This is a genomic window from Borreliella kurtenbachii (assembly GCF_030437945.2).
GTDB classification, from domain to species: domain Bacteria; phylum Spirochaetota; class Spirochaetia; order Borreliales; family Borreliaceae; genus Borreliella; species Borreliella carolinensis.
The window spans coordinates 481663-506211 of sequence record NZ_CP124058.1 but is presented as its reverse complement, the minus strand read 5'-3'; the positions used below and the strand labels follow the sequence as shown (position 1 = coordinate 506211).

Genomic DNA, 24549 nt, shown 5'->3' with positions numbered 1-24549 from the left:
ATCTTAAAAACTATTTTATTTGCTAGCTATTTTCTTATTAGCTACAGTCTTTCTTTTCCCTTTTCTAGTTCTTGCATTCGTTTTAGTTCTCTGGCCCCTCAAAGGCAATCCTTTCCTATGCCTAAAACCTCTATAACACGCTATATCCATAAGTCTTTTAATAGACATTGCAACTTCACTTCTAAGTTTGCCTTCTACAACATAATCGCTCTCAATTACCTTCCTAAGTCGATTAACCTCATCATTATCTAAATCTTTAGCAATTTTGCTTGGAGAAATGCTTGATTTATTGCAAACTTCTAAAGCTCTTGTTCTACCTATACCATAAATAGAAGTAAGCGCTATTTTTAATTGTTTATTATTTGGTAAATCTATTCCCGATATTCTAGCCATTTCATTTCCTCTAATTTTTACTTTTGTCTTTGTTTATGCTTTAAATTATCACAAATAATTCTTAATACGCCTTTTCTTTTTATAACCTTACATTTTTCACAAATTGGCTTTACACTTACTCTAACTTTCATAATCAAACACTCCTAAATTTTTTGCAAAAATGCATAATTCTTTCTATTTCCATGAGAAAATCCCTGAGTTTTCAAATAAGCATCAATATGAATTAATGTATCAAGAGCAACTCCTACCATAATAAGCAAAGAAGACCCCCCCATTATCCTAGAAACATCGTGTGGAAATCTAAAAATATTTTGCACTAAAAATGGAATAATTGCAATAATTGACAAAAAAATAGATCCTGAAAATAAAGTTTTATTCATAATTTCATCTAAATACTTTTCCATCTCATCAGACTTTATTCCTGGAATAACACCCCCATTCTTACGAATATTATTACTTATATCTTTAGGACTTAGTTGAATCTTAGAATAAAAATATGTAAATCCAATTATCAAAATTACATTCAAGAAAGTATAATAAAACCCATTGGGCCTTAAATAAGATAAAATTTGCCTAGCTATAGAAGAAGTTTCTGCAAAACCACTTAAAATTTGTAAAGGCAGGGTAATTAAAACAGAGGCAAAAATAACAGGCAAAACGCCTGATGGATTCAACTTGATTGGTAAATATGAACTAACTGTGCTATTAGAATTTGCCCTAGCATAATGAATAGCAATTCGCATTTGAGCCTTGTATTCATATATAATCAATATAACAACTAAAACAAATATACTTATAATAAGTATAACAAAAACAGGATTAACATTTTGAGAGGGATCCTGCATACTTTGAAATAAGTTAAACAAAGCCGCTTGAAGTCTAACCACTATACCAGAAAAAATTATCAAAGATGTTCCATTGCCCACACCTCTTTGATTAATTTGCTCTCCAAACCACAAAAGGATAAATGTTCCCGTAGTAACTGTTAAAATAGCAATAAATATATATCTATAAAAGGGAATGGTAACCGCACCAGGAATACCCTTAGCATAAAGGCTTGTTGCGTATCCTTGAACTACAGCCGCAACTATTGTTAAATATTTTGTATATTTTTTAGTTTTTTGTCTCCCACCATCCCCTTCTTGCATTTTTTTTAAAGAAGGGAACGAATAAACAAGAAGCTGAACAATAATAGATGCTGAAATGTAGGGCCCTATACTAAGCATAAATATAGAAAAATTACTAAAAGCTCCTCCTGAAAAAAAATCAAAATAATTAGCAATTGAAAAATCTGATTGCGACTTGAAATAACTTTTAAGAGCTACAGAATCTATTCCTGGTATCGGCAAATATGAACCAACTCTAAAAAGAAAAAGAACAAACAAAGTAAACAAGAACTTATTTCTCAAATCCTTAACGGTAAATAAACTTAAAAACAATTCTTTCATTTTTATTCCACTTTAAACCAATTTAATAGTACAGCCAATTTTTATTACAAGGCTTTCAGCCGATTTAGAAATTTTAGAAACCTCAAAAGAAACTTTTTTTGTAAGCTTACCATTAGACAAAATCTTAATTTTTTTATTTTTCTTTTTTATAAGTTTATTTTCAAGCAAAGTATCATAATTAACAACTTGTCCATCCTTAAATTTTTTATCTATATCTCCAAGACTAACAATTGCATATTCCAATTTATAATCATTATTAGAAAAACCTTTTCTTGGCAATCTTCTATAAAGAGGGGTCTGACCACCTTCAAATCCAAGCCTTGGCGAAGTATTTCTTGCTTTTTGACCCTTTTGACCTCTGCCAGAAGTTTTACCAAGTCCTGAACCTGGACCTCTGCCAACAATTTTACGTCGCTTGCTAGCTCCCTTAGGCTTTAACAGGTTAAACATTACATTACCTCGCTTATTAAAATCATATTAATAGTCTCGTTAAGCATGCCCTTAATAGATTCATTTAAAAAATGTACCTTTTTATCTCCTATTTTATTCAAACCTAATGCTTTTAAAACTTTGACTTTTTTATTTAACTTCCCAATAATACTTCTTACAAGAAAAACTTGCACATTAATATTACTTTTAGAAATAATTTTTCTATTATTTTCCATTCTTCTAATAAAACATTTATTCTTAGACCTAGACCTTGAAGCATTAAACCTAGCTTTCTTTAGTTGTAATCTTAATTTCCTTTTAATCATACATTAACCCCATAAAGTTTTCAAAGTTTTTCCTCGCATTTCCGCCACTTTTTCAGCATTCAAAACCAAATCAAATGCCTTAAAAGTCGCCTTTACTACATTCATAGAATTATTAGAGCCAAGAGATTTACTCAAAATATCATGCACTCCTAAAGCCTCCATTACAGCACGAACAGGGCCCCCTGCAATAACACCAGTACCATGGGTAGCTGGCTTGATTAAAACTTTAGCTTTTTTAAAGCAACCAATAACCTCATGTGGCAATGTTCCTTTTCTAATAGGAACAAATCTTAAATTCTTTCTAGCACTTGTTAAACTTTTTTTTATTGCATCACTAGCATCATTAGCTTTACCAAAGCCCCAACCAACATGTCCTTCTCCATCTCCAACAACCATGAAAGCAGCAAAAGAAAATCTTCTCCCACCCTTAACAACCTTAGTAACTCTATTGAGTGATATTAATTTTTCTATCTGCTTTCTCTGAGCCTGAACATCTACCATAAATACACTCCCTTAAATATTAATACCAAACTCTCTCAAAGAAGTTGCAAAACTTGCAATAAGTCCATGATACTTATAACCATTTCTATCAAAGATAAGATTATTTATATTTTTCTCCTTAAGCCTTTTAGCAAGAACTTCCCCAAGTTTTTTTACATCATCAATATTTTTGCCTAAATTAAGACTTTTTTCAATAGTAGAAATACTTGCAACAGTATGCCCCTTAGTATCATCTATAACTTGCGCATAAAAATACCTATTAGATTTAAATATGGTAATTCGCGGCCTACTGGCTACTCCGCGCCCTATTTTGTCCTTTATTCTTTTTTTACGTCTAAGCTTTCTCTGTTCTGCTTCTTTTATTTTTTTCATAACTATTAACCCAAAATTTATTTTTTTACACCAGATTTTCCAACTTTTCTTCTAATAACTTCATTATCATATTTAATGCCCTTTCCCTTATATGGCTCTGGTTTTTTTAAACTTCTAATCTCAGCAGCAACCTGACCAACCTTGAACTTGTCTATTCCTTCAACAGAAATTTTAGTATTTCCGTCAAGCTTTACACTAATACCATCTGGAACAACATATTCAAACTGAGTTGAATAACCAAGGCTTAAAAAAAGGCTATTGCCTTGTTGCTCTACCCTATATCCTATACCATTTATAGTAAGAGACTTAGAAAATCCTTCAGTCACCCCTTTTACCATGTTAAAAATTAAGCTTCTATAAAGACCGTGGTAAGCTTTTGCTTTTTTATCATTAACAACTCGGTCAACAATAACACTGTCATTCTCAACTTTAACATTAATACTGTCTTTTATATCTTGAACTAATCTTCCCCTAATGCCTTCAACTATTACTAAGTTGTCTTTAACATCGACCTTAACAGCATCTGGAATCTTTATCGGAAGTCTTCCAATACGTGACATACATCCCCCTATTAAACTACCAAACTGAGCAAATCAACTCACCGCCTATTTTTTTATCTTTAGCTTCCTTGCCAGTAATAACACCTTGAGAAGAAGATATAATCAATATTCCATATCCATTCTTTATCCTTGGCATATTTTTATATGAAGAATAAATTTTTCTACCAGGAGTGGAAATGGCATCTATTTTATTTATAACAGGATTTCTTTTGCTGTCATACTTTAGCAAAACCCTAATAAAAGCAATTCCTTCCTTTTCTAAAAAATTAAAATCCTTAATATAACCCTCTTCTTTAAGAATGTTTAATATTGATTTATTCATATTAGACATCTTTAAATCTACAGATCCATGCCTAACTCTACTTGCATTTCTTAATTTAGTTAGCATGTCTCCTACTGAATAAGTAATAGCCATAAAATTCCCTTACCAACTTGATTTTGAAACGCCAGGAATTAATCCTTCAGACGCATACTTTCTAAAACATATTCGACACATACAAAAATCTCTCAAATATCCTCTTGGACGACCACACAACTTGCATCTATTATTTTGCCTTGTTTTATACTTAGGCTTTCTTAAAGCCCTAATAATCATTGATTTTTTTGCCATATACCTTATTAATCCCCTAATTACTAAACGGCATTCCAAATTTCAAAAGCAAAGCTTTGCTTTCTTTATCATTTGAAGCTGTTGTCACAATTGTAATATTCAAACCAGATATTCTCTCTATTTTATCATAATCTATCTCAGAAAATATTATTTGCTCCATTATCCCAAAAGAATAATTTCCATTACCATCAAAAGCATCCCCATTGATTCCCCTAAAATCCTTAACTCTTGGCAATGCTAAATGAATAAGCTTATATAAAAATTCATACATCGCATTGCCCCTAAGTGTAACTTTAGCACCTATTTCTTGCCCTTGTCTAATTTTAAACCCGGCTATTGCTTTTTTTGCTTTTGTCTTTACCGCTTTCTGACCAGTAATCTGAGCAAGCTCTAAAACAGCAGAATCTAATAACTTCTTATTTCTAACAGCCTCTCCAACGCCTACAGAAACTACTATTTTCTCAAGCTTGGGAACTTGCATTATAGACTTATATTCAAATTCCTTAACAAGCTCTTTTATAACGCTGTCTTTATAATACTTCTTCAATTCGGGAACATAATTCATAAACTCTATATCCTCTGTCCATTTTTTTTAAGATACCTTATTTTTTCATTATTTTCAAATCTAATGCCTAATCTTGAAGAAGCTCCCCTAACAAATATCATCACATTTGAAATATCTATAGCGGCCTCTTTATCTATTATTCTACCTTTTTCTTGGGGCGTCCTAGCTTTAATGACTTTTTTAACCATATTACAAGACTCAACAATAACTTTATTTTTTTTTCTATTTATACTAGAAATCTTACCTATTCTTCCCTTATCTTTTCCAGAAAGAATTTTTACACTATCACCTATCTTCAACTTTGTCTTCACAAAACCCCCTTTTGCTATATAACCTCTGAAGCCAATGATACTACCTTCATAAAATTAGCATCCCTAAGTTCTCTTGCAACAGGTCCAAATACCCTTTTGCCCCTAGGACTTAAATTAGCATCAAGTATCACACAAGCATTATCATCAAACCTAACATAAGTCCCGTTCTTACGTCTTACTTCTTTAGAAGTTCTAACAATTACGGCTTTATAAACATCTCCTTTTTTAACAGAAGAATTAGGAATTGCTTGTTTTACTACAATAGTTATTATATCCCCAATTTTGGCATAACGCCTTTTACTACCACCAAGCACCTTAATGCATTGAGCTACCTTGCCACCAGTATTATCAGCAATTGTTAAATAAGTCTGCATCTGAATCATAATCAACCTCCTTTAGAAAAATCAAAACTATTTTAATTTTTCTAAAACCTCAACAAGAGACCATCTTTTATCTTTACTAATAGGTCGAACTTCAATAATTTTTACCTTATCGCCAACCCTTGAAACTTCTTTTTCATCATGTGCTTTAACTTTTTTACTAACCTTTAAATACTTATGATAAATTGGATGCATCTTTCTTTGAACAATTTCTACTACTATAGTTTTAGACATCTTATCACTAACAACTTTACCAATTAATTCTTTTTTATTTTCTCTTGCCATATCTAAACCTTTCTAATACCTAATTCATATTCATAAATTATTGTATTAAGCCTTGCAATATCACGTCTAATCTCTCTTTTCTTTAAAGGATTTTCAACATGACCAACAACAGATTTAAATCTTAAATCTAAATATTCTTTCTTTAATTCCAGCCTTTTAGCCTTCATGTCCTCAAGAGTTAAATTTTTAAAATTTTTTAACATAATTACCTCAAATCTCGCCTTACAACAAACATGGTTTTTACTGGAAGCTTAGAACTTGCAAGCGACATAGCCTCTTGAGCAAGCTCTTCTACAACCCCTGACATTTCAAACATAACAGTACCAAGCTTGACAGGAGCATTCCAATGATCAACACCCCCCTTACCTTTACCCATTCTAGTTTCGGCTGGCTTTTTAGTATAAGGAATATCGGGGAATATTCTTATCCAAACCTTTCCACCTCTTTTTATTTTACGAGTCATTGCAATACGAGCAGCCTCAATTTGACGAGCAGTAATAAAATTTGTTTCCAAAGAAACAAGTCCATATTCACCAAAAGAAATTTTATTGCCCTTCTGGGCCTCTCCAGACAATCTTCCTCTCTGCTTCTTTCTATATTTAACCTTTTTTGGACTTAACATCTAACTATCCTCCAATATCCTGCTCACTAAAATCGTCTCTTTCTTTAGAAAAAGACGAACTAAGGGTTTTTTTATTTAAAAGACCTACTTCATCTTTAGACAGTCCATCTTTTTTATTCAAAAACCTACTTTGCTTTTCATTAGTCTTTTCTCTATTATTTAAAATTTTATCAAAATTTTTAACAGCATCACCTCTTTCCCTAAAAGGCTTTTTATTTATTACCTGACCAGCATCAGAATTGGTTTGCCTTCCCAAAACTTCACCTTTAAATAACCAAACCTTAACTCCAATAATGCCATAAGTAGTTTGAGCTTCAGAAAATCCATAATCTATATTGGCTCTAAGAGTATGCAAAGGAACCCGACCTTCCTTAACCTCAAAGCTTCTAGCGATCTCTGCCCCACCAAGTCTACCAGCAATCTTAATTTTTAGCCCTTGAGCACCTTTTGACATAGAAGTAGAAAGGGATGATTTTAAAACTTTTCTATAAGATGCTCTATTTTCTACTTGCTTTGCAATTCCATTAGCAATAATTTGAGCATCAAGCTCCGGCCTTTTAACCTCTTTAATCTTAATGCTAATCTTTTTAGAAATTTTTTTAGTTAACAATTGACCAATCTTTTCAAGATTAGAACCTTTAAGCCCTATCACAGAACCAGGTCTTGGAGTAACAATTACTACTGTTACTTTTTGAGGATTATTTCTAATTATTTCTATATCAGAAATATCAAATTTAATCCCTTTAAGAAACTTCATAATTTCTCGCCTTATTAAAAAGTCTTCATGAAGAATTGCAGAATACAATTTTTTATCAAAATACCATTTTGATTTCCAATCCTTATTAATTTTTACCCTTAAGCTATATGGATGTACTTTTTGACCCATGCTTTATCCTTTAATATCTTTTTTTTCATCAACTTCAACAAAAATATGACAATTTCTATTAACAAGCCTATCAGCCCTACCTCTGGCTCTAGGCCAAATCTTTTTACGACGACGCCCATCATCAACCATAACTGTTTTAACAAATATCATGTCTTCGGAAAGATTTTTATTGTGATACATCGCATTTGATGCTGCTGATTTAACAACTTTTTCTAAAAGCTTAGCTCCTTTATTAGGCATAGAACAAAGCACTGCAATAGCTTTAATATAAGACTCTCCCCGTATATTGTCAGCTATTGGCCTAACTTTTTTTGGAGAAGAGGGCAAATTTTTGCCCCTTGCTGTATATCTTCTATTTACCAACATAACTACCTACTTCCTTCCCTTTTTGTCTGACTTCGCATGCCCTCTAAAAATCCTTGTAGGTGAAAACTCGCCAAGCTTATGCCCCACAAGATCCTCAGTAATATAAATGGGTATAAAAGTTTTGCCATTGTAAACAGATATAGTAAGACTTACCATTTCAGGAATTATTGTTGAAGATCTGGAGTAAGTTTTAATAACAACTCTCTTCTCACTTCCAAAAGATGATAAAACTTTTTGATAAAGACTCTTTTCTATAAAAGGCCCCTTTTTAATAGATCTTGCCACTATGCTCTCCTATTTATTTCTTCTTTTAATAATAAACTTATCTGAATATCTCTTCTTCTTGCGAGTCTTATAGCCCTTAGTAGGCTGTCCCCAAGGAGACACAGGATGGCGACCTCCAGAGGTTTTCCCTTCACCACCACCATGTGGATGGTCAACAGGATTCATAGCAACACCTCTAACCTTGGGCCTTCTACCAAGCCACCTACTTTTGCCAGCTTTCCCTATAGAAATATTGGCATAATCTTCATTTCCAATTTCACCAATTGTTGCAATACATTTTTTAAAAATCAATCTCATCTCACCAGATGATAATTTTACAGTGACATAATTCCCGTCAGAAGCAAGTATCATAGCATATCCACCAGCACTTCTTACAAGCTGCCCACCCTTTCCTACATTAAGCTCAATATTGTGAACAGTTCTTCCAATAGGAATATTTTCAAGAGGCAAGGCATTGCCAATTTTAATTGGGGCATTCGGACCACTTTCCAAAACATCTCCAACCTTAATGCCTTTAGGAGAAATAATATATCTTTTTTCTCCATCTTTATAAACAAGCAAAGCTATATTAGCGCTTCTATTAGGATCATACTCAATAGAAGAAACTCGAGCAGGAATGCTAAATTTATCTCTTCGATTAAAATCAATCAACCTATACCTTCTCTTATGCCCACCACCTCTTCTTCGAACACTAATCCTACCAGAAGAATCTCTGCCCGATTTAAATTTTTTACCTTTTGTTAAAGATTTCAAAGGATCATTACCTTTGCTCAAATCATCAAAAGATAATGTTGTCTTATAGCGCAAAGAAGAAGTTTTTGGCTTATAAGTCTTAATACCCATATTTATTTTTCTCCAAAACCACTAAAAAATATCTATTTTATCTTCCTTCTTGAGATAAACATATGCCTTCTTCCATGAAGAAGTTTTCCCCTTCCCTATAGGATACCCTTTTCTAGACACCACAACCTTGGCTTTACTTTTAATATTGAGCAAATTACACGATACCGGAGTAACATTGAAAAGTTCTTTTATTGCTGCACCAACCTCTTTTTTATTTGCCCTTTTATTAACCTTAAAAACATAAACATTAATACTTTCCCTTTGAGTATTAGTTTTTTCAGTAAGCATAGGTGAAACTATTATATCATAAGCCTTCATACTTATCCTCAACATCCTTTTTATTTAATGTAAAACTCATTGAGTTTGTTAACAGCAGATTCTAAAGCTATTAAATTCTTAGCATAAAACAAATCAACAACCCTAAGTTTATCAAAAGATAAAATCTTTAAATCTCTTATATTTTTACCGGCCCTTTTTATCATCTGATCATCATTGCCCAAAAGAACAACCACCTTACCATTAAAGCTTGCAAAATTTTTTATTATTAAGGCGAGATCTTTAGTTTTTCCAGATTCAATATTAAAATTCTCAATAACTTTAAAACTATTTTCATCAGCAGCACGTAAACTTAATACAGACTTAAATGCAAGCTTTTTTACCTTTTTAGGCAATCTATAGCTATAATCCCTAGGCTTTGGCCCTAATGCTATGCCTCCTCCAATCCAAATTGGATTTCGCTTTGTACCAACTCTAGCCCTACCAGTTCCTTTTTGCTTCCAAGGCTTTTTAGAGCTCCCTCTAACCTCTGATCTGGTTTTAGTTGAAGATGTTCCAACCCTAAGATTAGACAACTCATTTTTTATAGCATTATAAATAGACCCATGACTAATTTCTATATTAAAAACTCTATCATCCAAATTTATAGTTCCAATCTCTTTCCCATCTTTAGAAAAAACTTTTCTTTCCATACTAAATACCTACTTTTTAGATTTCTTAACAACAACAAAAGAACCCTTAGCACCAGGCACAGCCCCTTTTACTAGAAGGGCTCTCTTTTCTTCATCAATTAAAACAACTTCAAGATTTTGAATAGTTTGTTGATTTCCACCCATTCTACCAGCCATTTTGGTCCCTTTAAATGTTCTTGCGGGAGTAGTAGCTTGTCCTGTTCCACCAAGATGTCTATGAAATTTTGATCCATGAGAAGATGGCCCACCACTAAAATTATGCCTTTTCATAGCCCCTTGAAAACCCTTGCCTTTAGTAGTACCTGTAACATCTACATACTTAACTGACTTAAAAACATCAACCTTAATCTCATCACCAGCATCATACCCATCAAGCCCCTTAAGCTCTATCACATATTTTTTAGGCTCAATATCTTTTAAACTTTTATATTGACCTTTTATAGGCTTTGAAACTTTAGAGCTCTTAAGATCAACAGAACCTGCTATAAGAGCACTATAACCATCTCTATCGACTGTCTTCTTCCCTATAATATAGTTGGGCTGAAACTCTATAACAGTAACAGGAACCACAATGCCATTTTTCTGAAATATCTGAGTCATGCCAACTTTTTTTCCAATCAATCCCAACATTAAAACACCTCAAATTCATATACTTAAAATATCATTTACTGCTTAATATCTACCTCAACACCTGCTGGAAGCTCTAATTTCATTAAAGAATCCATTAAAGCAGAAGTGGGCTCTAAGATATCAATAAGCCTTTTATGAGTTCTCATCTCAAATTGCTCTCTTGATTTTTTATTGACATGAGGAGAACGTAAAACAGTATATTTTTTTATTTTTGTAGGCAAAGGAATTGGGCCCTTAATCTGAGCCTTGGCCTTCTGAACAGCTTTAACAATAGATTCGGCACTCTGGTCTAATATTTTAACATCAAAACTAAATAATCTTACGCGTATCTTATCTTTAGCAATCAATTTATTCTCCTAAACTTTAGAGAGTATTAAATATATCCTTAAAGTTTCTTAACCTATTCCAATATCTCAAGAATTCTTCCTGAAGCAACAGTTCTTCCACCTTCTCGAACAGCAAATTCTACATTTTTATCCATAGCTATTGAAGAGATTAGCTCAACAATAATATCAACATTATCACCAGGCATAACCATCTCTTTACCTTCTAAAGCAACTACGCCAGTAACATCGGTTGTTCTAAAAAAGAACTGTGGTCTATATCCTGGGAAAAATGGCTTGTGCCTACCGCCCTCTTCTTTAGTTAAACAATAAATTGAAGCTTTGAACTTCTTGTGTGGAGTAATTGTGCCCGGAGCTGACAAAACTTGTCCTCTCTCAATATCTTTTTTATCAACTCCTCTTAAAAGAAGACCAACATTATCCCCCGCTTGGCCTTGCTCAAGAATTTTCTGGAACATTTCAACACCAGTAACAGTGGTTTTTCTAGTTTCTTTAATACCAACTATTTCAACTTCTTGACCAACTTTAATAACACCTCTTTCAATACGCCCAGTAGCAACAGTGCCTCTTCCTGAAATAGAAAATACATCTTCAACAGCAAGCAAAAACGGTTTGTCAATATCTCTTTCTGGAAGATCAAAATAATTATCCATAGATTCAAGAAGTTCTTTAACGCACTTTGTAGATTCAGGATCTTCTGGATTTGACATAGCACCAAAAGCCGAACCCTTTATTATTGGAGTATCAGCTGAAAAGCCATATTTTTCAACAAGCTCTAAAACTTCAACTTCAACAAGTTCAACAAGTTCAGGATCTGCTAAGTCTAATTTATTTAAAAAAACTATTATTTTCTTTATTCCCATTCTTTGAGCAAGAAGCAAATGTTCTTTTGTTTGAGGCTCAGCACCACTATCAGCAGCAACTAAAAGTATAGCTGCATCCATTTGAGCTGCTCCTGTAATCATATTTTTTATATAATCAGCATGGCCTGGACAATCAACATGAGCATAATGTCTATTGGCTGTTTCGTACTCAATATGTCTGGCATTAATTGTTATTCCCCTTGCTTTCTCCTCAGGCGCATTATCAATATCTTCATATTTTAATGCTTTTGCATCTTTATTTACTTTTGAACAATAAATACTAATAGCCGCTGTTAATGTTGTTTTACCATGATCAACATGACCTATTGTTCCAACATTCATGTGTGGCTTTGTTCTTTGAAAAACTTCTTTTGCCATGACTAACCTCCTAAATTTCACATTCTAAATAGCTACTTACATTTAATCTCTTTAAAAAATTTTAAACAAATTTACTCTTATTAAAATAAGAAAATAGCTACAAATAATCAAAAAAATAAAAAAATCAATTTCTAGAAATTGACCCGCACTATACGTGTTTTTCTAAAAAATTTTAATAGCTTTAAAATTCTACACATTTTATAAAATATAGTCAATACGCCTGAACTTTTAAACCAAATTAACCACACATATAATAGCATCAAAAATTAATATGAACTTTATATTAATTAAAAAAAGCACAAAATTCAAAGCAATAGTAAATACTTTTTTAAATCTAGCAGCTATTTAAAATTAATCAAACACCTTTATTTATCAAAAAGGTTAACACTACTCAAATAAAAAAATATAATAAAAATGATGAAAGCTCAAAAATTTAAGCTTAAATTACTACTAATACTTGCAATTTTTGGCATTTCAATTGTTTTTGCATCTTGCATGAAAACAAGCACAATAAAATCAAAAGAAAATGCAAAAGAAATTACCTATCTTATTAGCACTATAAAAACCAACAAAAAAGTAGAAATAGTAAACTACAAATCCGACAGCAAAAACAATCTAATAATTACTCTTAAAAACAAAAGCACAGAAGATATAAATGCAAATTCATTGGCAATTTTTAAAGAAGGCAGTAAAACAGGTGAATTAATTAGAGAAAAACTTAATGGCCTTGAGATAAAAACTTTTCATTTAAAAACTAAAATCAACACCAAAAGAAAAAACACATTATATATTTTTGAAAAACAATAACAAAAATAAACGATTTAAAACTAAAATATTAAAATTATTAAAAACAAATCAGCCATTTACTTTGGTAAAATACATACATGCATAAATCTTCATTACTATTTGTATTTTTTAATTAAAATGGGCTTAGCCCAATAACGAGTGCAAGTAACTGCAACTAAAATTATAATTGCTAAATAATTTGAAATTATAAAAGCATAACCTAAAGAATTTTCAATTATGCCAAAGTATTGAAAAATAAAAACTATTGGAAGACGAATAAGCCACAACCTAATAAAAATAACAATCATTGCAATTTTTGTCCTACCAGACCCAATAAGCCCTCCAAAAAATACTTGTTGCAATCCATATCCAAAAGTACCAATAGTTGTTAACAATAAATAATTATTGGCATAATTTAAAACTTCTAAATCATTTGTAAATAGCTTTAGTATAAACTGTTTATTAAAAATAACAATTGAATTTATTATTAATAAAATTGCTAAAGAAATAAAAAACCCTTTTCTCAAAACTTCTCCCACCCTATTGATTTTCTTAGCACCAAGATTTTGACCAACAATTGAAATAACTCCGGTACCAATTCCCATAGCAGGAAGAAATAAAAAAGAAATAATGGTGTTTGTAAGTCCATACGCAGCCAAAAATTTCGGACTAATCTCAATAACTATATAATTGAAAATAAAAAAAGACAACGAAACCATTATTTGTCCAAAAGTTGAAGGTAATCCCAGATTAACAATTTCTTTAATGGATCTTATATCTATCACTAAATCCTTCAGATAAATTTTTAATCCATAATTTAGCCTGTAGGTTAAAAATAAATAAAAAGCAACGGTTAACAATTTTGAAAATAAAGTAGCCCAAGCAGCCCCAGTAATACCCATATTAAAACTAAATATTAAAATTGGATCAAGAATAAAATTGACAATATTAGCAAATATAACTATTATCATTGAAAGGATAGTTTCTCCTTGAGCATTTAAAATATATGTAATTGAAATACTTAAAAACATAATAGGTATTCCAAAAATTGTCACATAAAAATAAACTCTTGAGAGATCTTTAAGCTCACCTTTTACGCCCAACAAATCTAAAAGATGATCAATTAAAAAAAAAGCACAAATAGTAACAAATAAGGATAAAACAAAGTTTAAAGCAATAAGTTGCCCCGCATACCTTGAAAAACGAGAAAAATTTCCCTCTCCTATGCATTTTGACATCAAAGAAATGCTTCCTGTAGCCATTCCCATAGCAATAGCCATAATAAAAAAATTTACAGGACCAGCAAGCGAAAGCGCTGACAAAGGCATTGCTCCAAGCTTGCCAACATAAAACATATCGGTAAGATCATAAAAAGCTTGAATAATATTGGTTATAACAATAGGAAAACTTATTAAAAAAAGAACCTTATATAAATTGCCATTTAATATTAATTCTCTAGTCTTGCTCTTATTTGTAGACATAAAATTTTATCCTTATATAAAATATTTTTTATAAAAAATCTAAACTCAAATTTATTCATCAGTAATAAAAAAGTATTTAATTTTTAATTCCAAAAATTAAAAATTAATATACAATGTCAAAACAATTAACAGTCAATATTTTATGCATTAAATGACTAAGATATAAATAAAATCTATTAACCCTGCAACACCAAAAAAATCATAACCAAAAACAAAAAAATTAAAACCATTCTTACAAATTAAAGCAAAAAAATAAATACTTTATTTAAAAGAATAACTAATATTATAAAAGCAAAAATTCAAAATCAGAAATATCTCTATGCAAATTTTTATCAATCTTTCAATATTATTTTTTACACTAAGATCTTTAAACTATAAAATAAAAAAAATTAACAATATTAGATAAAAATACTAAAACCCCAATAATCCTTTAAATTACAGACGAACTAAATAAAATAACAAAAATCCCAATTAAAAATTAATGTAATATATTTTCATTCATAATTCAATCTCTTAATACTTTATCTTTATCTTCTATTAAAAACATTTTCCATAAATCACACATATAATAAAGCTCAATACCAAACTATTGACTTTTAACTTTCTTGATTTTTGCACCCAAATTAATTAATTTGCTAGCTACATCTTCGTATCCTCTTTCAATTTGATAAACATTTTGAATCTCGCTGCGACCTTCAGCAACAAAAGCCGCAATAAGAAGAGACATCCCCGCTCGAACATCCGGAGAAGACAAAACATTACCTTTAAGAGAAGATTTACCCGTAACTACTACACGGTGCGGATCACAAAGCACAATTTGAGCACCCATTTTTATTAATTTATCTACAAAAAACATCCTAGATTCAAACATCTTTTCAAAAACTAAAACCGTGCCTTCTACTTGAGTTGCAGTGACTATAATAATACTCATAAGGTCTGTTGGAAAAGCTGGCCATGGACCATCATCAATTTTTGGAACATGTCCACCAAAATCTAACTTAACTTTTAATTCTTGTTTATCTTTTACATATACATTCTCCCTGTCATATTCGAAATTAATTCCAAGTCTTGAATATACATACCTAATTAATCTGAAATGATGGGGATCTGCTTTTTTAATTTCCAGCTCACCCCCTGTTAATGCAGCAAGGCTAATTAGAGAACCAACTTGCATAAAATCGGCCCCTATTCTAAATACGGTTCCACTTAATTTTTTTACACCCCTTATTTCTAAAATATTCGAACCAATTCCTAAAATATTAGCGCCCATTGAATTTAACATATTGCATAAATCTTGAACATGTGGCTCACAAGCAGCGTTCATAATAACGGTATTTCCTTCAGCAAGAACTGCAGCCATAATGATATTTTCTGTGGCTGTAACTGAAGCTTCATCTAAAAACATTTCAGCCCCAACAAGCTTGTTAGCCCTTAAAACAATCCTTCCGTCTTTTGTAATTAATTTGGCCCCCAGCTTGCAAAGTCCGTAAAAATGAGTATCAAGCCGTCTCTTCCCAATTACATCTCCTCCTGGAAGCGCCATATCTATCTCCCCAAATCTAGAAACAAAAGGTCCTAATAAAAGTATGGAAGCCCTAATTAAATCTGTAAAAGAGGAATCTATTTCTGTTTTTACAATATTTAAAACTTTTATTTTTAAAGCATTCCCCTCTCTTACAATATCTACCCCTATATCACTTAAAATATCTAAAACAACTTTTACATCATTAATATTAGGAATGTTTTCTAAAATAACCTCTTCATCGGTAAGCAAAGCAGCCAAAATACAAGGCAAAGCAGCGTTCTTATTTCCACTAGCTGTAATTTGACCCCCTATCTTATAACCACCCTCTACAATATAGCTATACACAATACATCCTCCTATACATAAAAACTTAATAAAATTAAATCACACAGATAAGATTATTAAAATTTAAAGAATATCTGAAGATATAAATATCAAACAATATCCATATCTTTTAAACTTGACTTACAATCTATATATTCTCTAATAGTCTCTACAGAAAAAGAATGCCCATTCTCATCGATATCAATTAAAACGCCGTTAAAACCAAGGCCTTCCCAAGATTCATCAAATCTCTGATTTAAAAATCCTTTCAAAAATTTATCCACCTCTAAATCAGGAGAATATCCAATAACACTATCCAAACTCCCAACTCTGCCCAAATCAGTTATAATAGCAGTATTGTCTAAAATTCTCAAATCAGCTGTTAAAATCCTTTTCCCGGTTCCAAGACAAGCACTAACTCTTGATTTTAAATAAAAAAACAAAGCATTAACTTCGGCTGTAGTATTTGAATCAAAAAGAACAATAATATTATTTGTTTGCATTTTGATTCTTTGATAAAAAAAATCAAAACTATAAAAAGGATGATTAAATTTATATTTGGTTATTCCTGTTTGACCCACAATTCTAATCACAGCCAATTTTTTGCCATTAATATTATAAATAAAATAAGAATATCCTTTTAATTTTGCAGGACAATTTAAAGGTTTTAAAATAAAATTATACTTATCAAGATCATCAGACAAATCAGGCCTTGCAAAAGCATTTTCACCTAAAGTTAAAACATCAATTCCATACTTTTTTAATAAAAAAGCATGCCTCTTGCCAAGACCCCTTAAACCTGTAGTAAAATTATTGCCAGATATTACAAAATCGATCTTTTTTTCAGCCTTAAAAGATGATAAAAAGGATTTTATAACAATAATCCCAGCTTTGCCGACAACCTCACCAGTAATTAAAACCCTTAAAGACACAAAGCCTCTCTTTTTATTGATCTAGTTCAAACAACTTAATAAGAAAACTTTTTACAATAAAAATTGACACAAAATACCCCAAAAAAACAGCAAAAACAATCATCATAAAAATCAATATAAATTGCAAATAAGGCTTTACAATAACGCTAAATTTAACAACTAAAAAAAACTCGAAAAAGAACACTAAAAACATAAAAAATAAGTTCATTAACATGCATAAAATAAAACCCAAAATCTTCATTTATTAAGCGCTTTTCTTTTTATAAAAAAATCATAAACCAAAAATAAAATCATGCCTATAACAACATAGCTGTCTGCAAAATTAAAAGTAGGCCATCTATCAAGTCCAAAAATTCCATAAAATTTCAAATCTAAAAAATCTACAACCCCAGAAGGTCTAAACAATCTATCAATAACATTTCCAACTCCTCCTGAAAAAATTAATAAAAGTGAGATTCTAGTCATACAATTTTTTTCTTTTAAAGCAAGATAAAAAACAAATATTAAAATGAAAATAGGCATTGCAAGAAAAAAAATTTTTTTCAAGCTATAATGTATATTAGAACCCATAGAAAATAAAATGCCTGTGTTTCTTACATGTATTATCCTAAAAAAATCATCAAAAAAGGAAAAATATATTGAACCCAATTTGACATACTTTACAACCAAATACTTAGAAAGTTGATCAAAAAAAATCAAACTAATAATAAATACAAAAATATTGAAATATTGCTTACTTCTAGCGCCCATACAAAAATCCTTATAAATTAGTATCTTTATAAATAAATTTAACCTCTAAATCTTCTTGAATTTTGAAATCTTCCATTAATTTAATTAAACCAAAAGTTTCAGTAAAATAATGACCTGCAAAAATCAAGTTCACACCGAATTCTTCTGCCAAAGAATATATTTGATGAGAGGTGTCACCGGTTATAAACAAGTCTATATCATAATATAAAGCTTCTTCAAAAAAAGAGTATCCAGAACCACTAACAATCGCAACCCTATTCACTGATTCTTTAAACTTTTTCGAAAAAAGAATATGTTTATTTTGCTTTTTAATTTTTTCTAAAATTTCAGAAAAACTAAAAACAGAATCAGCAATAATTCCTAAATTAACACCCCCATAATTTGCAAAAACAAAAGAATTTTTTAATCCTAAAAAATCTGAGAACACTTTGCTATGCGAATAAACAGAATGAGCATCCATAGGTAAGTGCACCGAATAAAGAGCCAAATTATTTTCAATCAAAAATTTAATTTTATCATACGTATTAGAAACAATGCGCTCTTTTTTTGACCAAAAAATACCATGATGGGTAATTAAAAAATCATTTCCTTTTGCTTCTTTTAAAGTTGAAAAACTAGCGTCAACAGCAAAAGCAACCTTGTTAACCTTGGCATTAAAATTTCCTACTTGAAGCCCGTTTAAATTTTTATCAATATGCTCATAGTTATTTATATCAAAAATTGAATTAAGCTTAAAAGATAAATCTCTTACGTCCAAACTAAATTCTCCAAATTAAAGCATAACTTTGACTTTCTCTTAATCTTCTATAAGAATAAAGATTTTTCAAACAATACGTACAAAGCTTTGAATTATAAATATTTAAATTAAAACTAGAAAGTAAATTTAAATTAAAACTAGCATTATCAAAGTACATTTTACCATCTCTTGTGACAAAAGAAGCATTTAATAAACCTTTGCTAAACTTATTACTTACTTCTTTTAAGAAAATTTCAGAAACTTCATAACAACAAGATCTGTTATAAGGCCCAAAAACAATTTTCAAATCCTTAAAAGTTGATCCCATCTTTTCAAACATAAACAACATTTTTAAAATAATCAAATTAAAGCTTCCTTTATATCCACTGTGAATAAGTCCTATAATTTTTTTCACTGAATCATAAAGGTATATCGGAAGACAGTCTGCAAAGTAAGCAACAAGAGCTACATCTAAAGAAGTGGATATAAGACCATCTCCTTCTTGAAAATTAATAAAATCATCTTCAACTTTATAAATAATATCTGTATGTAATTGCTTTAAATATTTTATTTTCTTAGACTTAGGAACAAAGTTGAAATTATCATTACTAAGTTCTTTTAAATTTAGATTAAAAGGCTTTTTAGTATAAATCATTTTAACATCATCAGCTATCTTAAATTCATAATAAAATTCATGATCTATTGTTTTCATAATCTAAATTCTTCTCCCAAATAAAGCTTTTTAGCTTTTTCACTACTTATTATATAATCAACGCCACCCGCATCAAGCACTTGCCCCTGATAAACAATATAAGCTCTGTCGATTATATCAAAAGCATCTCTTACATTATGATCAGTGATAAGAACCCCTATGTTTCTCTCTTTTAAAATTTTTATTATATTCTTTATATCCCCAATAGCAATAGGATCAATACCAGCAAAAGGTTCATCTAATAGTAAAAAATAGGGATTTACAGCCAAAGCTCTTGCTATCTCCGCTCGCCTTCTCTCTCCACCAGAAAGAGTATAAGCTTTTTGGTTTTGTATTCTTTTTATCTCAAATTCTTTAAGTAAATTCACAAGTTCTATCTTGCGCTCAGCATTAGATAGATCTTCTCTTCGCTCTAAAGCAACCATAATATTTTCTTCAACTGTAAGTTCTCTAAAAATTGAAGCATCTTGGGGAAGATATACAATCCCTATTCGTGCACGCTCATACATATTAAGAGATGAAATATTATAATCATTTATTAAAACTTTGCCTGCATTAGGCTTAATAAAGCCTACAATAGTATAAAATGTTGTTGTTTTGCCAGCTCCATTTGGACCAAGAAGCCCCACAACCTCACCTTTATGAATGTCAATCGTAATACCATTAACGGCAAACTTTTCACCATACTTTTTAATAATGTTGTCCGCTTTTAAAACAACATTATTGATAGAATTAAGGTTAAGACTTTCCTTAATTTCTTTTATTTTATTTTTTTTCTTCAGAAACATCATTCTCAACTTGAGTAAATTCTCCCTCAACACTTCCCTCAAGTTTATACCTATTAGTTTTTGTATTAAAAATTATTCTTGAAGCAGAATAATAGTTGTCTTTCTGGTAAATTACTGGAACCCCCTCAAGAATCATTTCTTTTTCTTCTTTATTATAAGTCCCATTTTCAGCTCTTGCAAAAGTATCATCCTTATATATTTTAACAGAATATTGCATAATATAAACATTAGCCTTATTGCTGCCTTCAACTCTTTCTGCTTTAATAAGCATATTGTTTTCTAAGTCTTCAAGCTCAACCCCTTTTTGCAGATAAAAATTATCCAATTTTCTATTAAAAAACAAAAACTGAGCTTTAACATGCATCTTATTCTTATAATCTTTATAAAAAACATTGCCTCTAGCTTCAAGATAAGAGCCATTTTCGCCATAAATTTCAATTTCATCTGCGCTAAGATTAAAATCTGAGGAAATAACCTCTGAATTCCCTTTTAAAACAATTTTTTTATAAAAAGAAGACACTATGCCTTGTGCAAAATCTGACTTAAAGGTGAAATTAATATTTTTCTCTTCGCTTCCCTTAAGTTTTTCGGGCTTAAGACTGGATTCCATTTGTACTGCTTGAATATTGTTAACAAAAATAATAAAAACCCATATTAAAATTAAATCCCTCAATTCATGATTCCTTCAACCCCAGAATCAAAATAAAAAACATTGCTCTTTAAAAAATAAGAAAATCCTTTTCCTTTTATTTTGCTATGATTAAATCTAATTAATACTAGCTCATTTGGGGGAGATTGCAACTTCTTGTCTTTATTCTTCCATAAAAGCCTATTTGAATTAAGCAAATAATAATTATTTTTATCTTCTATTTTAAATTCTACAGAATCTCTCATATCCAAATCCTTTGTAATATAAGAACCTTCCAAATTATTAAACTTTCCTGAAATTTCATTATCTAGTGAATGATATAAAAATCTTCCATTCTCTGCCTTATAAATTTTATAGTCATTAAAATAGCTAAAACTTAAAGAATCTAAAACTGTTTGCTCTTTATTGTATACAACATCATAATACTTGATTCCTAATATTTGTATTGAAGGAAACTTTTTGGCAGCATCAGATCTATTAGAATATTCATCATAATCGAAAGTACAAGAAAAAAACAAAAATAACGAATAAAGTCTAAGTATTTTCATAAATATTTTTCACAAGAATAGAAATTTTTTCTATTTTAATTGACAATATATTAAACATAACAACACAACGTTAAAAACTTTATCAAAAAAAATTTATTTATATAATCAATTATAATGTAAAACACAAAACCAAAGTAAAAACACTGCTCTTAAGAACAATCTTTGGTATAAGAATTCTCTTAAAAATATAAAAATTCAAGCAAAAGTACAAAAATTGCTCTTACTTTAGATTAGCATAAAGACAATTTACATTTTATTCCTTTGAAAAAATAGATTATAAAAATTAACAATAATAATGCTCACATTCATCATCTCTTTTGTAGTTTAAAATTTCATTATCTTTAAACCAAATTGGTATTTCACGAATAGCATCTGCCTCATTTGCAGATGCATGAATCACATTGTAAATCGAAAAACCTTTTTCATTTGAATACTTAAAACTATGATAAGAAAAATCTCCCCGTATTGTTCCAGGAATAGCTAATTTTGGCTCAGTAGCACCACAAAGCTTTCTAACAACCTCGATGCTTTCAACCCCTTCAACAACAAATGCAAAAACAGGAGAATTTGAAATAAATTTAATTAAAGAATTCCAAACCGCCTCACTATGCCTAAAGACAATATCATCATATAAATAATGTTTTTTTGCTAAACTCTCATCAATAATAAGCATTTTAGCAGCAACTATCTTTAAACCTACTCTTTCAAATCTAGAAACTACATCACCAATTAAACCTCTCCTAACTCCATCTGGCTTAATAATACATAAAGTTTTTTGCAATAACATTGACATAAATCCTCCTAAAATTTAGGGTATGCATTTAACAATAATTAAATAAATAAAAACACTTACTCAATACAAAAATTATATCTGATTAATTACATTTATATGGAATACTACAAGTTATAAAGCGCCTAACATTATATTGAAAAATCAAAATATAACTTTACAAAATTAAAAACTACATTCCAAAAGGAAGAACTCCCATGGTTTTTAATTTTATCTCTTCTTTAACCTTAGAAACAGCATCATTTAAAGCAGATTTAACCATTTGCTCAAAAGCATCATTGTCTAAATCATCAAAAAATTCCTTATTGATTGAAACTTTTTTAACATTAAATTCGCCATCCATCTCAATAGTAACAATATCGCTACCCGCTTTACCACAAACCGTAATTTTAGAAATTTCCTTTTTAATACTATCAATATTATCCTTAACGCTAGACATATTTTTTAAAAAATCTAACGGATTTACTGCCATATTTTTATCCCTCCAGAACTTCACTTGCTCCAAAAATATTTTTTACAGCTTCTAATTTTTCAAAATCCTTTTCAAGGCTTTGAAAATTTTTCTGAAACACAATGCTTAAATTGGGAAATTCTTTATAAAATTCAGATCTTATCTCACCTTTATAATTTTGAAGCTCATTATATTCAAACTCGCTAAACACTTTATAATAAAGAACATTGTCATCAATAGCAACTTCTCCTGAATGAACTAAAGTTTGAACATATCTTGAAACAATATAAATAAATTTATCTCTTATATCAATAAAATCATTTGCTTTACTTGGATTATCATCTTCAATAAAAATCTCATCAATCTCGTCAATACTATTGGTTTCTGTAAAATTTTTATCAATTTTTGTTGACAAATTTTCATCATGATCAGCTTCCTTTTTTCCTAAAGATCCGATTTCGGAAAAGTCACATTTTAAGCTAGATTTTGCTGGAATAAAAGCTAAATCATCTTCGCTCTTATTATTTTCTAAAACATCAAAATTGTTTGAATCTACAGCAATATTTTCTAACAAATTGTCTTCAAGATTTTGAATTTGATTTATTAAAACATGATTTGGAATATAATTTTTAAGTCTTAAAATTTTAATAAAATTAATCTCAAGCTCATATCTTGGATTAACCGAAAATTGCAAATCCCTGTAAGTTTCAAGCAAAACAACAACAATTCTCTCAAGATAGTTCAAATCAAACTCAATTAATTTCTTTCTCAAATCCTCAGATTTAATTCCAATAAACTCAAAATTTTTAATACCTATCTTTAAAAATAATGCCTCTCTAAAAAATTCAATTGAATCTAAAAGAAATTGCTCATAAGACACTCCAGATGAAAAAATAGAATCAAGAATACAAATTAACTCCTTTACATCTTCACTAAGAATGCTAGCTGACAACTTTACCAAAAATTCATCATTGGTTAAACCCATCTTAGATCTTATTTGATCTAATTTAATGTTAGAATCACTAAAAGAAACTATCTGATCAAAAAGAGTATACGCATCTCTTACGCTACCGCTACTTTTATATGCAATCCATTTTAAAGCTTCATCTTCATATTTAATATGATCCTCTAAACAAACCTTCTTAAGCATATTATAAATCTTTTCTAAAGATAAAAGCTTAAAACTAAAATGTTGACATCTGCTTTTTATTGTCTCTGGAAGCTTGTGTGACTCTGTAGTGGCAAAAATAAAAACAATATAATTTGGAGGCTCTTCAATTGTCTTTAAAAGAGCATTAAAAGCAGAATTGGAAAGCATGTGAACTTCATCAATAATATATATTCTATATTTAGAAATTGCAGGAGGAAACATTATCTCTTCTTTAATTTGTCTAATATCTTGGACCGAAGTGTTTGAAGCGCCATCAATTTCAATAACATCAAGACTGCTGTCATTCTCAATAGATTTACAATTGCTGCACTCCCCACATGGCATAACTGTCGGACCATTATTGCAATTTAAGCATCTAGCAAAAGCCCTAGCTGATGAGGTCTTGCCAACACCTCTTGGCCCTGAAAAAATATAAGCATTGGCTATTTTATTTTTCTCTATAGAATGCTTTAGAGTTTCAACAACAAAGTCTTGCCCTTCAAGAGAGTTGAAATCTCTGGGTCGCTTCTTAAGAGCGGTGCCTCTTGAAGACGCCATTAAC

Annotated in this window: 39 protein-coding genes; 1 reads left to right on the top strand and 38 read right to left on the bottom strand. The window is 30.3% G+C overall.

Annotation, left to right across the window (positions count from 1 at the left end; translation table 11 throughout):
• Positions 1 to 15 precede the first annotated feature (15 nt).
• From rpsM to tuf, 25 genes are read right to left on the bottom strand one after another with little or no spacing between them, the layout of a single operon-like run.
• Positions 16 to 393, bottom strand: a complete 378-nt coding sequence (rpsM, locus tag QIA22_RS03065) for a 30S ribosomal protein S13 (protein WP_301611680.1) — start codon at positions 391 to 393, stop codon at positions 16 to 18.
• 17 nt (positions 394 to 410) lie between these two features.
• Positions 411 to 524 (bottom strand): 50S ribosomal protein L36, encoded by a 114-nt coding sequence (gene rpmJ, locus QIA22_RS03060; protein WP_002557090.1) that lies wholly within the window; start codon positions 522 to 524, stop codon positions 411 to 413.
• Between the two features lie 12 nt (positions 525 to 536).
• Positions 537 to 1841, bottom strand: coding sequence for a preprotein translocase subunit SecY (gene secY / locus QIA22_RS03055; RefSeq protein WP_301611670.1), 1305 nt, complete (start codon positions 1839 to 1841; stop codon positions 537 to 539).
• A gap of 12 nt (positions 1842 to 1853) precedes the next feature.
• Complete coding sequence (gene rplO, locus QIA22_RS03050) at positions 1854 to 2291, bottom strand: 50S ribosomal protein L15 (protein ID WP_071983458.1); 438 nt, start codon at positions 2289 to 2291, stop codon at positions 1854 to 1856.
• On the bottom strand, positions 2291 to 2596 hold the full coding sequence (rpmD, locus tag QIA22_RS03045; protein ID WP_301611668.1) for a 50S ribosomal protein L30: 306 nt from the start codon (positions 2594 to 2596) through the stop codon (positions 2291 to 2293). The genes rplO and rpmD overlap by 1 nt, the downstream gene beginning before the upstream one ends.
• A gap of 3 nt (positions 2597 to 2599) precedes the next feature.
• The gene (gene rpsE, locus QIA22_RS03040) at positions 2600 to 3097 is read right to left on the bottom strand and encodes a 30S ribosomal protein S5 (protein WP_002557086.1); all 498 of its coding nucleotides are present in this window, start codon (positions 3095 to 3097) and stop codon (positions 2600 to 2602) included.
• Between the two features lie 12 nt (positions 3098 to 3109).
• The gene (gene rplR, locus QIA22_RS03035; protein WP_301341639.1) at positions 3110 to 3469 is read right to left on the bottom strand and encodes a 50S ribosomal protein L18; all 360 of its coding nucleotides are present in this window, start codon (positions 3467 to 3469) and stop codon (positions 3110 to 3112) included.
• A gap of 17 nt (positions 3470 to 3486) precedes the next feature.
• A complete protein-coding gene (gene rplF, locus QIA22_RS03030) occupies positions 3487 to 4029 on the bottom strand; it encodes a 50S ribosomal protein L6 (protein ID WP_301611664.1) in 543 nt (180 codons plus the stop codon).
• Between the two features lie 16 nt (positions 4030 to 4045).
• The gene (rpsH, locus tag QIA22_RS03025) at positions 4046 to 4444 is read right to left on the bottom strand and encodes a 30S ribosomal protein S8 (RefSeq protein ID WP_184107264.1); all 399 of its coding nucleotides are present in this window, start codon (positions 4442 to 4444) and stop codon (positions 4046 to 4048) included.
• Between the two features lie 9 nt (positions 4445 to 4453).
• Positions 4454 to 4639: a type Z 30S ribosomal protein S14 gene (locus tag QIA22_RS03020; RefSeq protein WP_002557082.1), complete on the bottom strand. Its 186-nt coding sequence runs from the start codon at positions 4637 to 4639 to the stop codon at positions 4454 to 4456.
• A gap of 16 nt (positions 4640 to 4655) precedes the next feature.
• Positions 4656 to 5204, bottom strand: a complete 549-nt coding sequence (rplE, locus tag QIA22_RS03015) for a 50S ribosomal protein L5 (protein WP_301611660.1) — start codon at positions 5202 to 5204, stop codon at positions 4656 to 4658.
• 5 nt (positions 5205 to 5209) lie between these two features.
• On the bottom strand, positions 5210 to 5515 hold the full coding sequence (rplX, locus tag QIA22_RS03010) for a 50S ribosomal protein L24 (RefSeq protein WP_301611658.1): 306 nt from the start codon (positions 5513 to 5515) through the stop codon (positions 5210 to 5212).
• A gap of 14 nt (positions 5516 to 5529) precedes the next feature.
• Positions 5530 to 5898: a 50S ribosomal protein L14 gene (gene rplN, locus QIA22_RS03005; RefSeq protein WP_002557079.1), complete on the bottom strand. Its 369-nt coding sequence runs from the start codon at positions 5896 to 5898 to the stop codon at positions 5530 to 5532.
• 27 nt (positions 5899 to 5925) lie between these two features.
• Positions 5926 to 6180, bottom strand: a complete 255-nt coding sequence (rpsQ, locus tag QIA22_RS03000; RefSeq protein WP_075552160.1) for a 30S ribosomal protein S17 — start codon at positions 6178 to 6180, stop codon at positions 5926 to 5928.
• A 2-nt stretch (positions 6181 to 6182) separates the two neighbouring features.
• Positions 6183 to 6383 (bottom strand): 50S ribosomal protein L29, encoded by a 201-nt coding sequence (gene rpmC, locus QIA22_RS02995; protein WP_301611654.1) that lies wholly within the window; start codon positions 6381 to 6383, stop codon positions 6183 to 6185.
• A 2-nt stretch (positions 6384 to 6385) separates the two neighbouring features.
• Positions 6386 to 6802, bottom strand: coding sequence for a 50S ribosomal protein L16 (gene rplP / locus QIA22_RS02990; protein ID WP_301611653.1), 417 nt, complete (start codon positions 6800 to 6802; stop codon positions 6386 to 6388).
• A gap of 4 nt (positions 6803 to 6806) precedes the next feature.
• Positions 6807 to 7688: a 30S ribosomal protein S3 gene (rpsC, locus tag QIA22_RS02985; RefSeq protein ID WP_301611652.1), complete on the bottom strand. Its 882-nt coding sequence runs from the start codon at positions 7686 to 7688 to the stop codon at positions 6807 to 6809.
• 3 nt (positions 7689 to 7691) lie between these two features.
• On the bottom strand, positions 7692 to 8054 hold the full coding sequence (rplV, locus tag QIA22_RS02980) for a 50S ribosomal protein L22 (protein ID WP_071983452.1): 363 nt from the start codon (positions 8052 to 8054) through the stop codon (positions 7692 to 7694).
• Between the two features lie 6 nt (positions 8055 to 8060).
• A complete protein-coding gene (gene rpsS / locus QIA22_RS02975) occupies positions 8061 to 8339 on the bottom strand; it encodes a 30S ribosomal protein S19 (RefSeq protein WP_002557073.1) in 279 nt (92 codons plus the stop codon).
• 9 nt (positions 8340 to 8348) lie between these two features.
• Positions 8349 to 9182: a 50S ribosomal protein L2 gene (gene rplB, locus QIA22_RS02970; RefSeq protein WP_301611651.1), complete on the bottom strand. Its 834-nt coding sequence runs from the start codon at positions 9180 to 9182 to the stop codon at positions 8349 to 8351.
• 21 nt (positions 9183 to 9203) lie between these two features.
• Positions 9204 to 9500 (bottom strand): 50S ribosomal protein L23, encoded by a 297-nt coding sequence (gene rplW, locus QIA22_RS02965; RefSeq protein ID WP_002557071.1) that lies wholly within the window; start codon positions 9498 to 9500, stop codon positions 9204 to 9206.
• Positions 9501 to 9520: 20 nt separating this feature from the next.
• Positions 9521 to 10150, bottom strand: a complete 630-nt coding sequence (rplD, locus tag QIA22_RS02960) for a 50S ribosomal protein L4 (RefSeq protein WP_014023708.1) — start codon at positions 10148 to 10150, stop codon at positions 9521 to 9523.
• A gap of 9 nt (positions 10151 to 10159) precedes the next feature.
• Positions 10160 to 10780, bottom strand: coding sequence for a 50S ribosomal protein L3 (rplC, locus tag QIA22_RS02955; protein ID WP_301611650.1), 621 nt, complete (start codon positions 10778 to 10780; stop codon positions 10160 to 10162).
• A 35-nt stretch (positions 10781 to 10815) separates the two neighbouring features.
• The gene (gene rpsJ, locus QIA22_RS02950; protein WP_002557068.1) at positions 10816 to 11127 is read right to left on the bottom strand and encodes a 30S ribosomal protein S10; all 312 of its coding nucleotides are present in this window, start codon (positions 11125 to 11127) and stop codon (positions 10816 to 10818) included.
• A gap of 53 nt (positions 11128 to 11180) precedes the next feature.
• Positions 11181 to 12365 carry an elongation factor Tu gene (tuf, locus tag QIA22_RS02945; protein ID WP_014023706.1) on the bottom strand — a complete coding sequence of 395 codons (1185 nt, stop codon included), beginning with the start codon at positions 12363 to 12365 and terminating at the stop codon, positions 11181 to 11183.
• Positions 12366 to 12782: 417 nt separating this feature from the next.
• Between tuf and QIA22_RS02940 the strand changes: the two genes are divergently transcribed.
• Positions 12783 to 13172, top strand: a complete 390-nt coding sequence (locus QIA22_RS02940) for a hypothetical protein (protein WP_301611649.1) — start codon at positions 12783 to 12785, stop codon at positions 13170 to 13172.
• Positions 13173 to 13267: 95 nt separating this feature from the next.
• On the opposite strand, the gene QIA22_RS02935 is transcribed toward QIA22_RS02940, so the two are convergent.
• The 13 genes from QIA22_RS02935 to dnaX all read right to left on the bottom strand — a co-directional run bounded on the left by QIA22_RS02935 (position 13268) and on the right by dnaX (position 24545).
• Positions 13268 to 14632, bottom strand: a complete 1365-nt coding sequence (locus QIA22_RS02935) for an MATE family efflux transporter (RefSeq protein WP_301611648.1) — start codon at positions 14630 to 14632, stop codon at positions 13268 to 13270.
• 586 nt (positions 14633 to 15218) lie between these two features.
• Positions 15219 to 16502, bottom strand: coding sequence for a UDP-N-acetylglucosamine 1-carboxyvinyltransferase (gene murA, locus QIA22_RS02930; RefSeq protein WP_301611647.1), 1284 nt, complete (start codon positions 16500 to 16502; stop codon positions 15219 to 15221).
• Between the two features lie 89 nt (positions 16503 to 16591).
• A complete protein-coding gene (locus QIA22_RS02925) occupies positions 16592 to 17413 on the bottom strand; it encodes a TIGR00282 family metallophosphoesterase (RefSeq protein ID WP_301611646.1) in 822 nt (273 codons plus the stop codon).
• 13 nt (positions 17414 to 17426) lie between these two features.
• Positions 17427 to 17606 (bottom strand): hypothetical protein, encoded by a 180-nt coding sequence (locus QIA22_RS02920; RefSeq protein WP_363323322.1) that lies wholly within the window; start codon positions 17604 to 17606, stop codon positions 17427 to 17429.
• Positions 17607 to 17650: 44 nt separating this feature from the next.
• Positions 17651 to 18163 carry a signal peptidase II gene (lspA, locus tag QIA22_RS02915; protein WP_301611645.1) on the bottom strand — a complete coding sequence of 171 codons (513 nt, stop codon included), beginning with the start codon at positions 18161 to 18163 and terminating at the stop codon, positions 17651 to 17653.
• A 10-nt stretch (positions 18164 to 18173) separates the two neighbouring features.
• A complete protein-coding gene (locus QIA22_RS02910) occupies positions 18174 to 18920 on the bottom strand; it encodes a Nif3-like dinuclear metal center hexameric protein (protein WP_301611644.1) in 747 nt (248 codons plus the stop codon).
• Position 18921: 1 nt separating this feature from the next.
• Positions 18922 to 19611, bottom strand: coding sequence for a peptidoglycan editing factor PgeF (gene pgeF / locus QIA22_RS02905; RefSeq protein ID WP_301611643.1), 690 nt, complete (start codon positions 19609 to 19611; stop codon positions 18922 to 18924).
• Positions 19608 to 20399: an LPS export ABC transporter ATP-binding protein gene (gene lptB, locus QIA22_RS02900; RefSeq protein WP_301611642.1), complete on the bottom strand. Its 792-nt coding sequence runs from the start codon at positions 20397 to 20399 to the stop codon at positions 19608 to 19610. The genes pgeF and lptB overlap by 4 nt, the downstream gene beginning before the upstream one ends.
• Complete coding sequence (locus QIA22_RS02895) at positions 20377 to 21072, bottom strand: LptA/OstA family protein (RefSeq protein ID WP_301611641.1); 696 nt, start codon at positions 21070 to 21072, stop codon at positions 20377 to 20379. Before QIA22_RS02895 ends, lptB begins: the two co-directional genes overlap by 23 nt.
• Positions 21069 to 21596: a hypothetical protein gene (locus tag QIA22_RS02890; protein ID WP_301341624.1), complete on the bottom strand. Its 528-nt coding sequence runs from the start codon at positions 21594 to 21596 to the stop codon at positions 21069 to 21071. Before QIA22_RS02890 ends, QIA22_RS02895 begins: the two co-directional genes overlap by 4 nt.
• 283 nt (positions 21597 to 21879) lie before the next feature.
• Positions 21880 to 22389, bottom strand: a complete 510-nt coding sequence (locus QIA22_RS02885; RefSeq protein ID WP_301611640.1) for a nucleoside-diphosphate kinase — start codon at positions 22387 to 22389, stop codon at positions 21880 to 21882.
• 169 nt (positions 22390 to 22558) lie between these two features.
• Entirely contained in the window at positions 22559 to 22858 is a 300-nt protein-coding gene (gene efbC / locus QIA22_RS02880; RefSeq protein ID WP_014023693.1) for a nucleoid-associated protein EbfC, read from the bottom strand.
• A gap of 4 nt (positions 22859 to 22862) precedes the next feature.
• Complete coding sequence (gene dnaX / locus QIA22_RS02875) at positions 22863 to 24545, bottom strand: DNA polymerase III subunit gamma/tau (RefSeq protein ID WP_301611639.1); 1683 nt, start codon at positions 24543 to 24545, stop codon at positions 22863 to 22865.
• Between the last annotated feature and the right edge of the window lie 4 nt (positions 24546 to 24549).

What these genes read in the sequence shown, in the direction of transcription:
- rpsM (WP_301611680.1), bottom strand. Translation starts at nt 393, where the DNA reads ATGGCTAGAATATCGGGAATAGATTTACCAAATAATAAACAATTAAAA.
- rplV (WP_071983452.1), bottom strand. Translation starts at nt 8,054, where the DNA reads ATGTTGGTAAATAGAAGATATACAGCAAGGGGCAAAAATTTGCCCTCT.
- rplP (WP_301611653.1), bottom strand. Translation starts at nt 6,802, where the DNA reads ATGTTAAGTCCAAAAAAGGTTAAATATAGAAAGAAGCAGAGAGGAAGA.
- QIA22_RS02920 (WP_363323322.1), bottom strand. Translation starts at nt 17,606, where the DNA reads ATGTTTTTAGTGTTCTTTTTCGAGTTTTTTTTAGTTGTTAAATTTAGC.
- rplB (WP_301611651.1), bottom strand. Translation starts at nt 9,182, where the DNA reads ATGGGTATTAAGACTTATAAGCCAAAAACTTCTTCTTTGCGCTATAAG.
- rplF (WP_301611664.1), bottom strand. Translation starts at nt 4,029, where the DNA reads ATGTCACGTATTGGAAGACTTCCGATAAAGATTCCAGATGCTGTTAAG.
- tuf (WP_014023706.1), bottom strand. Translation starts at nt 12,365, where the DNA reads ATGGCAAAAGAAGTTTTTCAAAGAACAAAGCCACACATGAATGTTGGA.
- rplW (WP_002557071.1), bottom strand. Translation starts at nt 9,500, where the DNA reads ATGAAGGCTTATGATATAATAGTTTCACCTATGCTTACTGAAAAAACT.
- rpmD (WP_301611668.1), bottom strand. Translation starts at nt 2,596, where the DNA reads ATGATTAAAAGGAAATTAAGATTACAACTAAAGAAAGCTAGGTTTAAT.
- pgeF (WP_301611643.1), bottom strand. Translation starts at nt 19,611, where the DNA reads ATGAAAACAATAGATCATGAATTTTATTATGAATTTAAGATAGCTGAT.
- secY (WP_301611670.1), bottom strand. Translation starts at nt 1,841, where the DNA reads ATGAAAGAATTGTTTTTAAGTTTATTTACCGTTAAGGATTTGAGAAAT.
- rpsQ (WP_075552160.1), bottom strand. Translation starts at nt 6,180, where the DNA reads ATGGCAAGAGAAAATAAAAAAGAATTAATTGGTAAAGTTGTTAGTGAT.
- rpsC (WP_301611652.1), bottom strand. Translation starts at nt 7,688, where the DNA reads ATGGGTCAAAAAGTACATCCATATAGCTTAAGGGTAAAAATTAATAAG.
- rplC (WP_301611650.1), bottom strand. Translation starts at nt 10,780, where the DNA reads ATGTTGGGATTGATTGGAAAAAAAGTTGGCATGACTCAGATATTTCAG.
- dnaX (WP_301611639.1), bottom strand. Translation starts at nt 24,545, where the DNA reads ATGGCGTCTTCAAGAGGCACCGCTCTTAAGAAGCGACCCAGAGATTTC.
- rpmC (WP_301611654.1), bottom strand. Translation starts at nt 6,383, where the DNA reads ATGTTAAAAAATTTTAAAAATTTAACTCTTGAGGACATGAAGGCTAAA.
- lspA (WP_301611645.1), bottom strand. Translation starts at nt 18,163, where the DNA reads ATGGGCGCTAGAAGTAAGCAATATTTCAATATTTTTGTATTTATTATT.
- rplO (WP_071983458.1), bottom strand. Translation starts at nt 2,291, where the DNA reads ATGTTTAACCTGTTAAAGCCTAAGGGAGCTAGCAAGCGACGTAAAATT.
- QIA22_RS02940 (WP_301611649.1), top strand. Translation starts at nt 12,783, where the DNA reads ATGAAAGCTCAAAAATTTAAGCTTAAATTACTACTAATACTTGCAATT.
- efbC (WP_014023693.1), bottom strand. Translation starts at nt 22,858, where the DNA reads ATGGCAGTAAATCCGTTAGATTTTTTAAAAAATATGTCTAGCGTTAAG.
- rpmJ (WP_002557090.1), bottom strand. Translation starts at nt 524, where the DNA reads ATGAAAGTTAGAGTAAGTGTAAAGCCAATTTGTGAAAAATGTAAGGTT.
- QIA22_RS02890 (WP_301341624.1), bottom strand. Translation starts at nt 21,596, where the DNA reads ATGAAAATACTTAGACTTTATTCGTTATTTTTGTTTTTTTCTTGTACT.
- QIA22_RS02935 (WP_301611648.1), bottom strand. Translation starts at nt 14,632, where the DNA reads ATGTCTACAAATAAGAGCAAGACTAGAGAATTAATATTAAATGGCAAT.
- rpsH (WP_184107264.1), bottom strand. Translation starts at nt 4,444, where the DNA reads ATGGCTATTACTTATTCAGTAGGAGACATGCTAACTAAATTAAGAAAT.
- lptB (WP_301611642.1), bottom strand. Translation starts at nt 20,399, where the DNA reads ATGTTTCTGAAGAAAAAAAATAAAATAAAAGAAATTAAGGAAAGTCTT.
- rplD (WP_014023708.1), bottom strand. Translation starts at nt 10,150, where the DNA reads ATGGAAAGAAAAGTTTTTTCTAAAGATGGGAAAGAGATTGGAACTATA.
- rpsE (WP_002557086.1), bottom strand. Translation starts at nt 3,097, where the DNA reads ATGGTAGATGTTCAGGCTCAGAGAAAGCAGATAGAAAAATTAATATCA.
- QIA22_RS03020 (WP_002557082.1), bottom strand. Translation starts at nt 4,639, where the DNA reads ATGGCAAAAAAATCAATGATTATTAGGGCTTTAAGAAAGCCTAAGTAT.
- rplR (WP_301341639.1), bottom strand. Translation starts at nt 3,469, where the DNA reads ATGAAAAAAATAAAAGAAGCAGAACAGAGAAAGCTTAGACGTAAAAAA.
- rplN (WP_002557079.1), bottom strand. Translation starts at nt 5,898, where the DNA reads ATGATTCAGATGCAGACTTATTTAACAATTGCTGATAATACTGGTGGC.
- rplE (WP_301611660.1), bottom strand. Translation starts at nt 5,204, where the DNA reads ATGAATTATGTTCCCGAATTGAAGAAGTATTATAAAGACAGCGTTATA.
- QIA22_RS02885 (WP_301611640.1), bottom strand. Translation starts at nt 22,389, where the DNA reads ATGTCAATGTTATTGCAAAAAACTTTATGTATTATTAAGCCAGATGGA.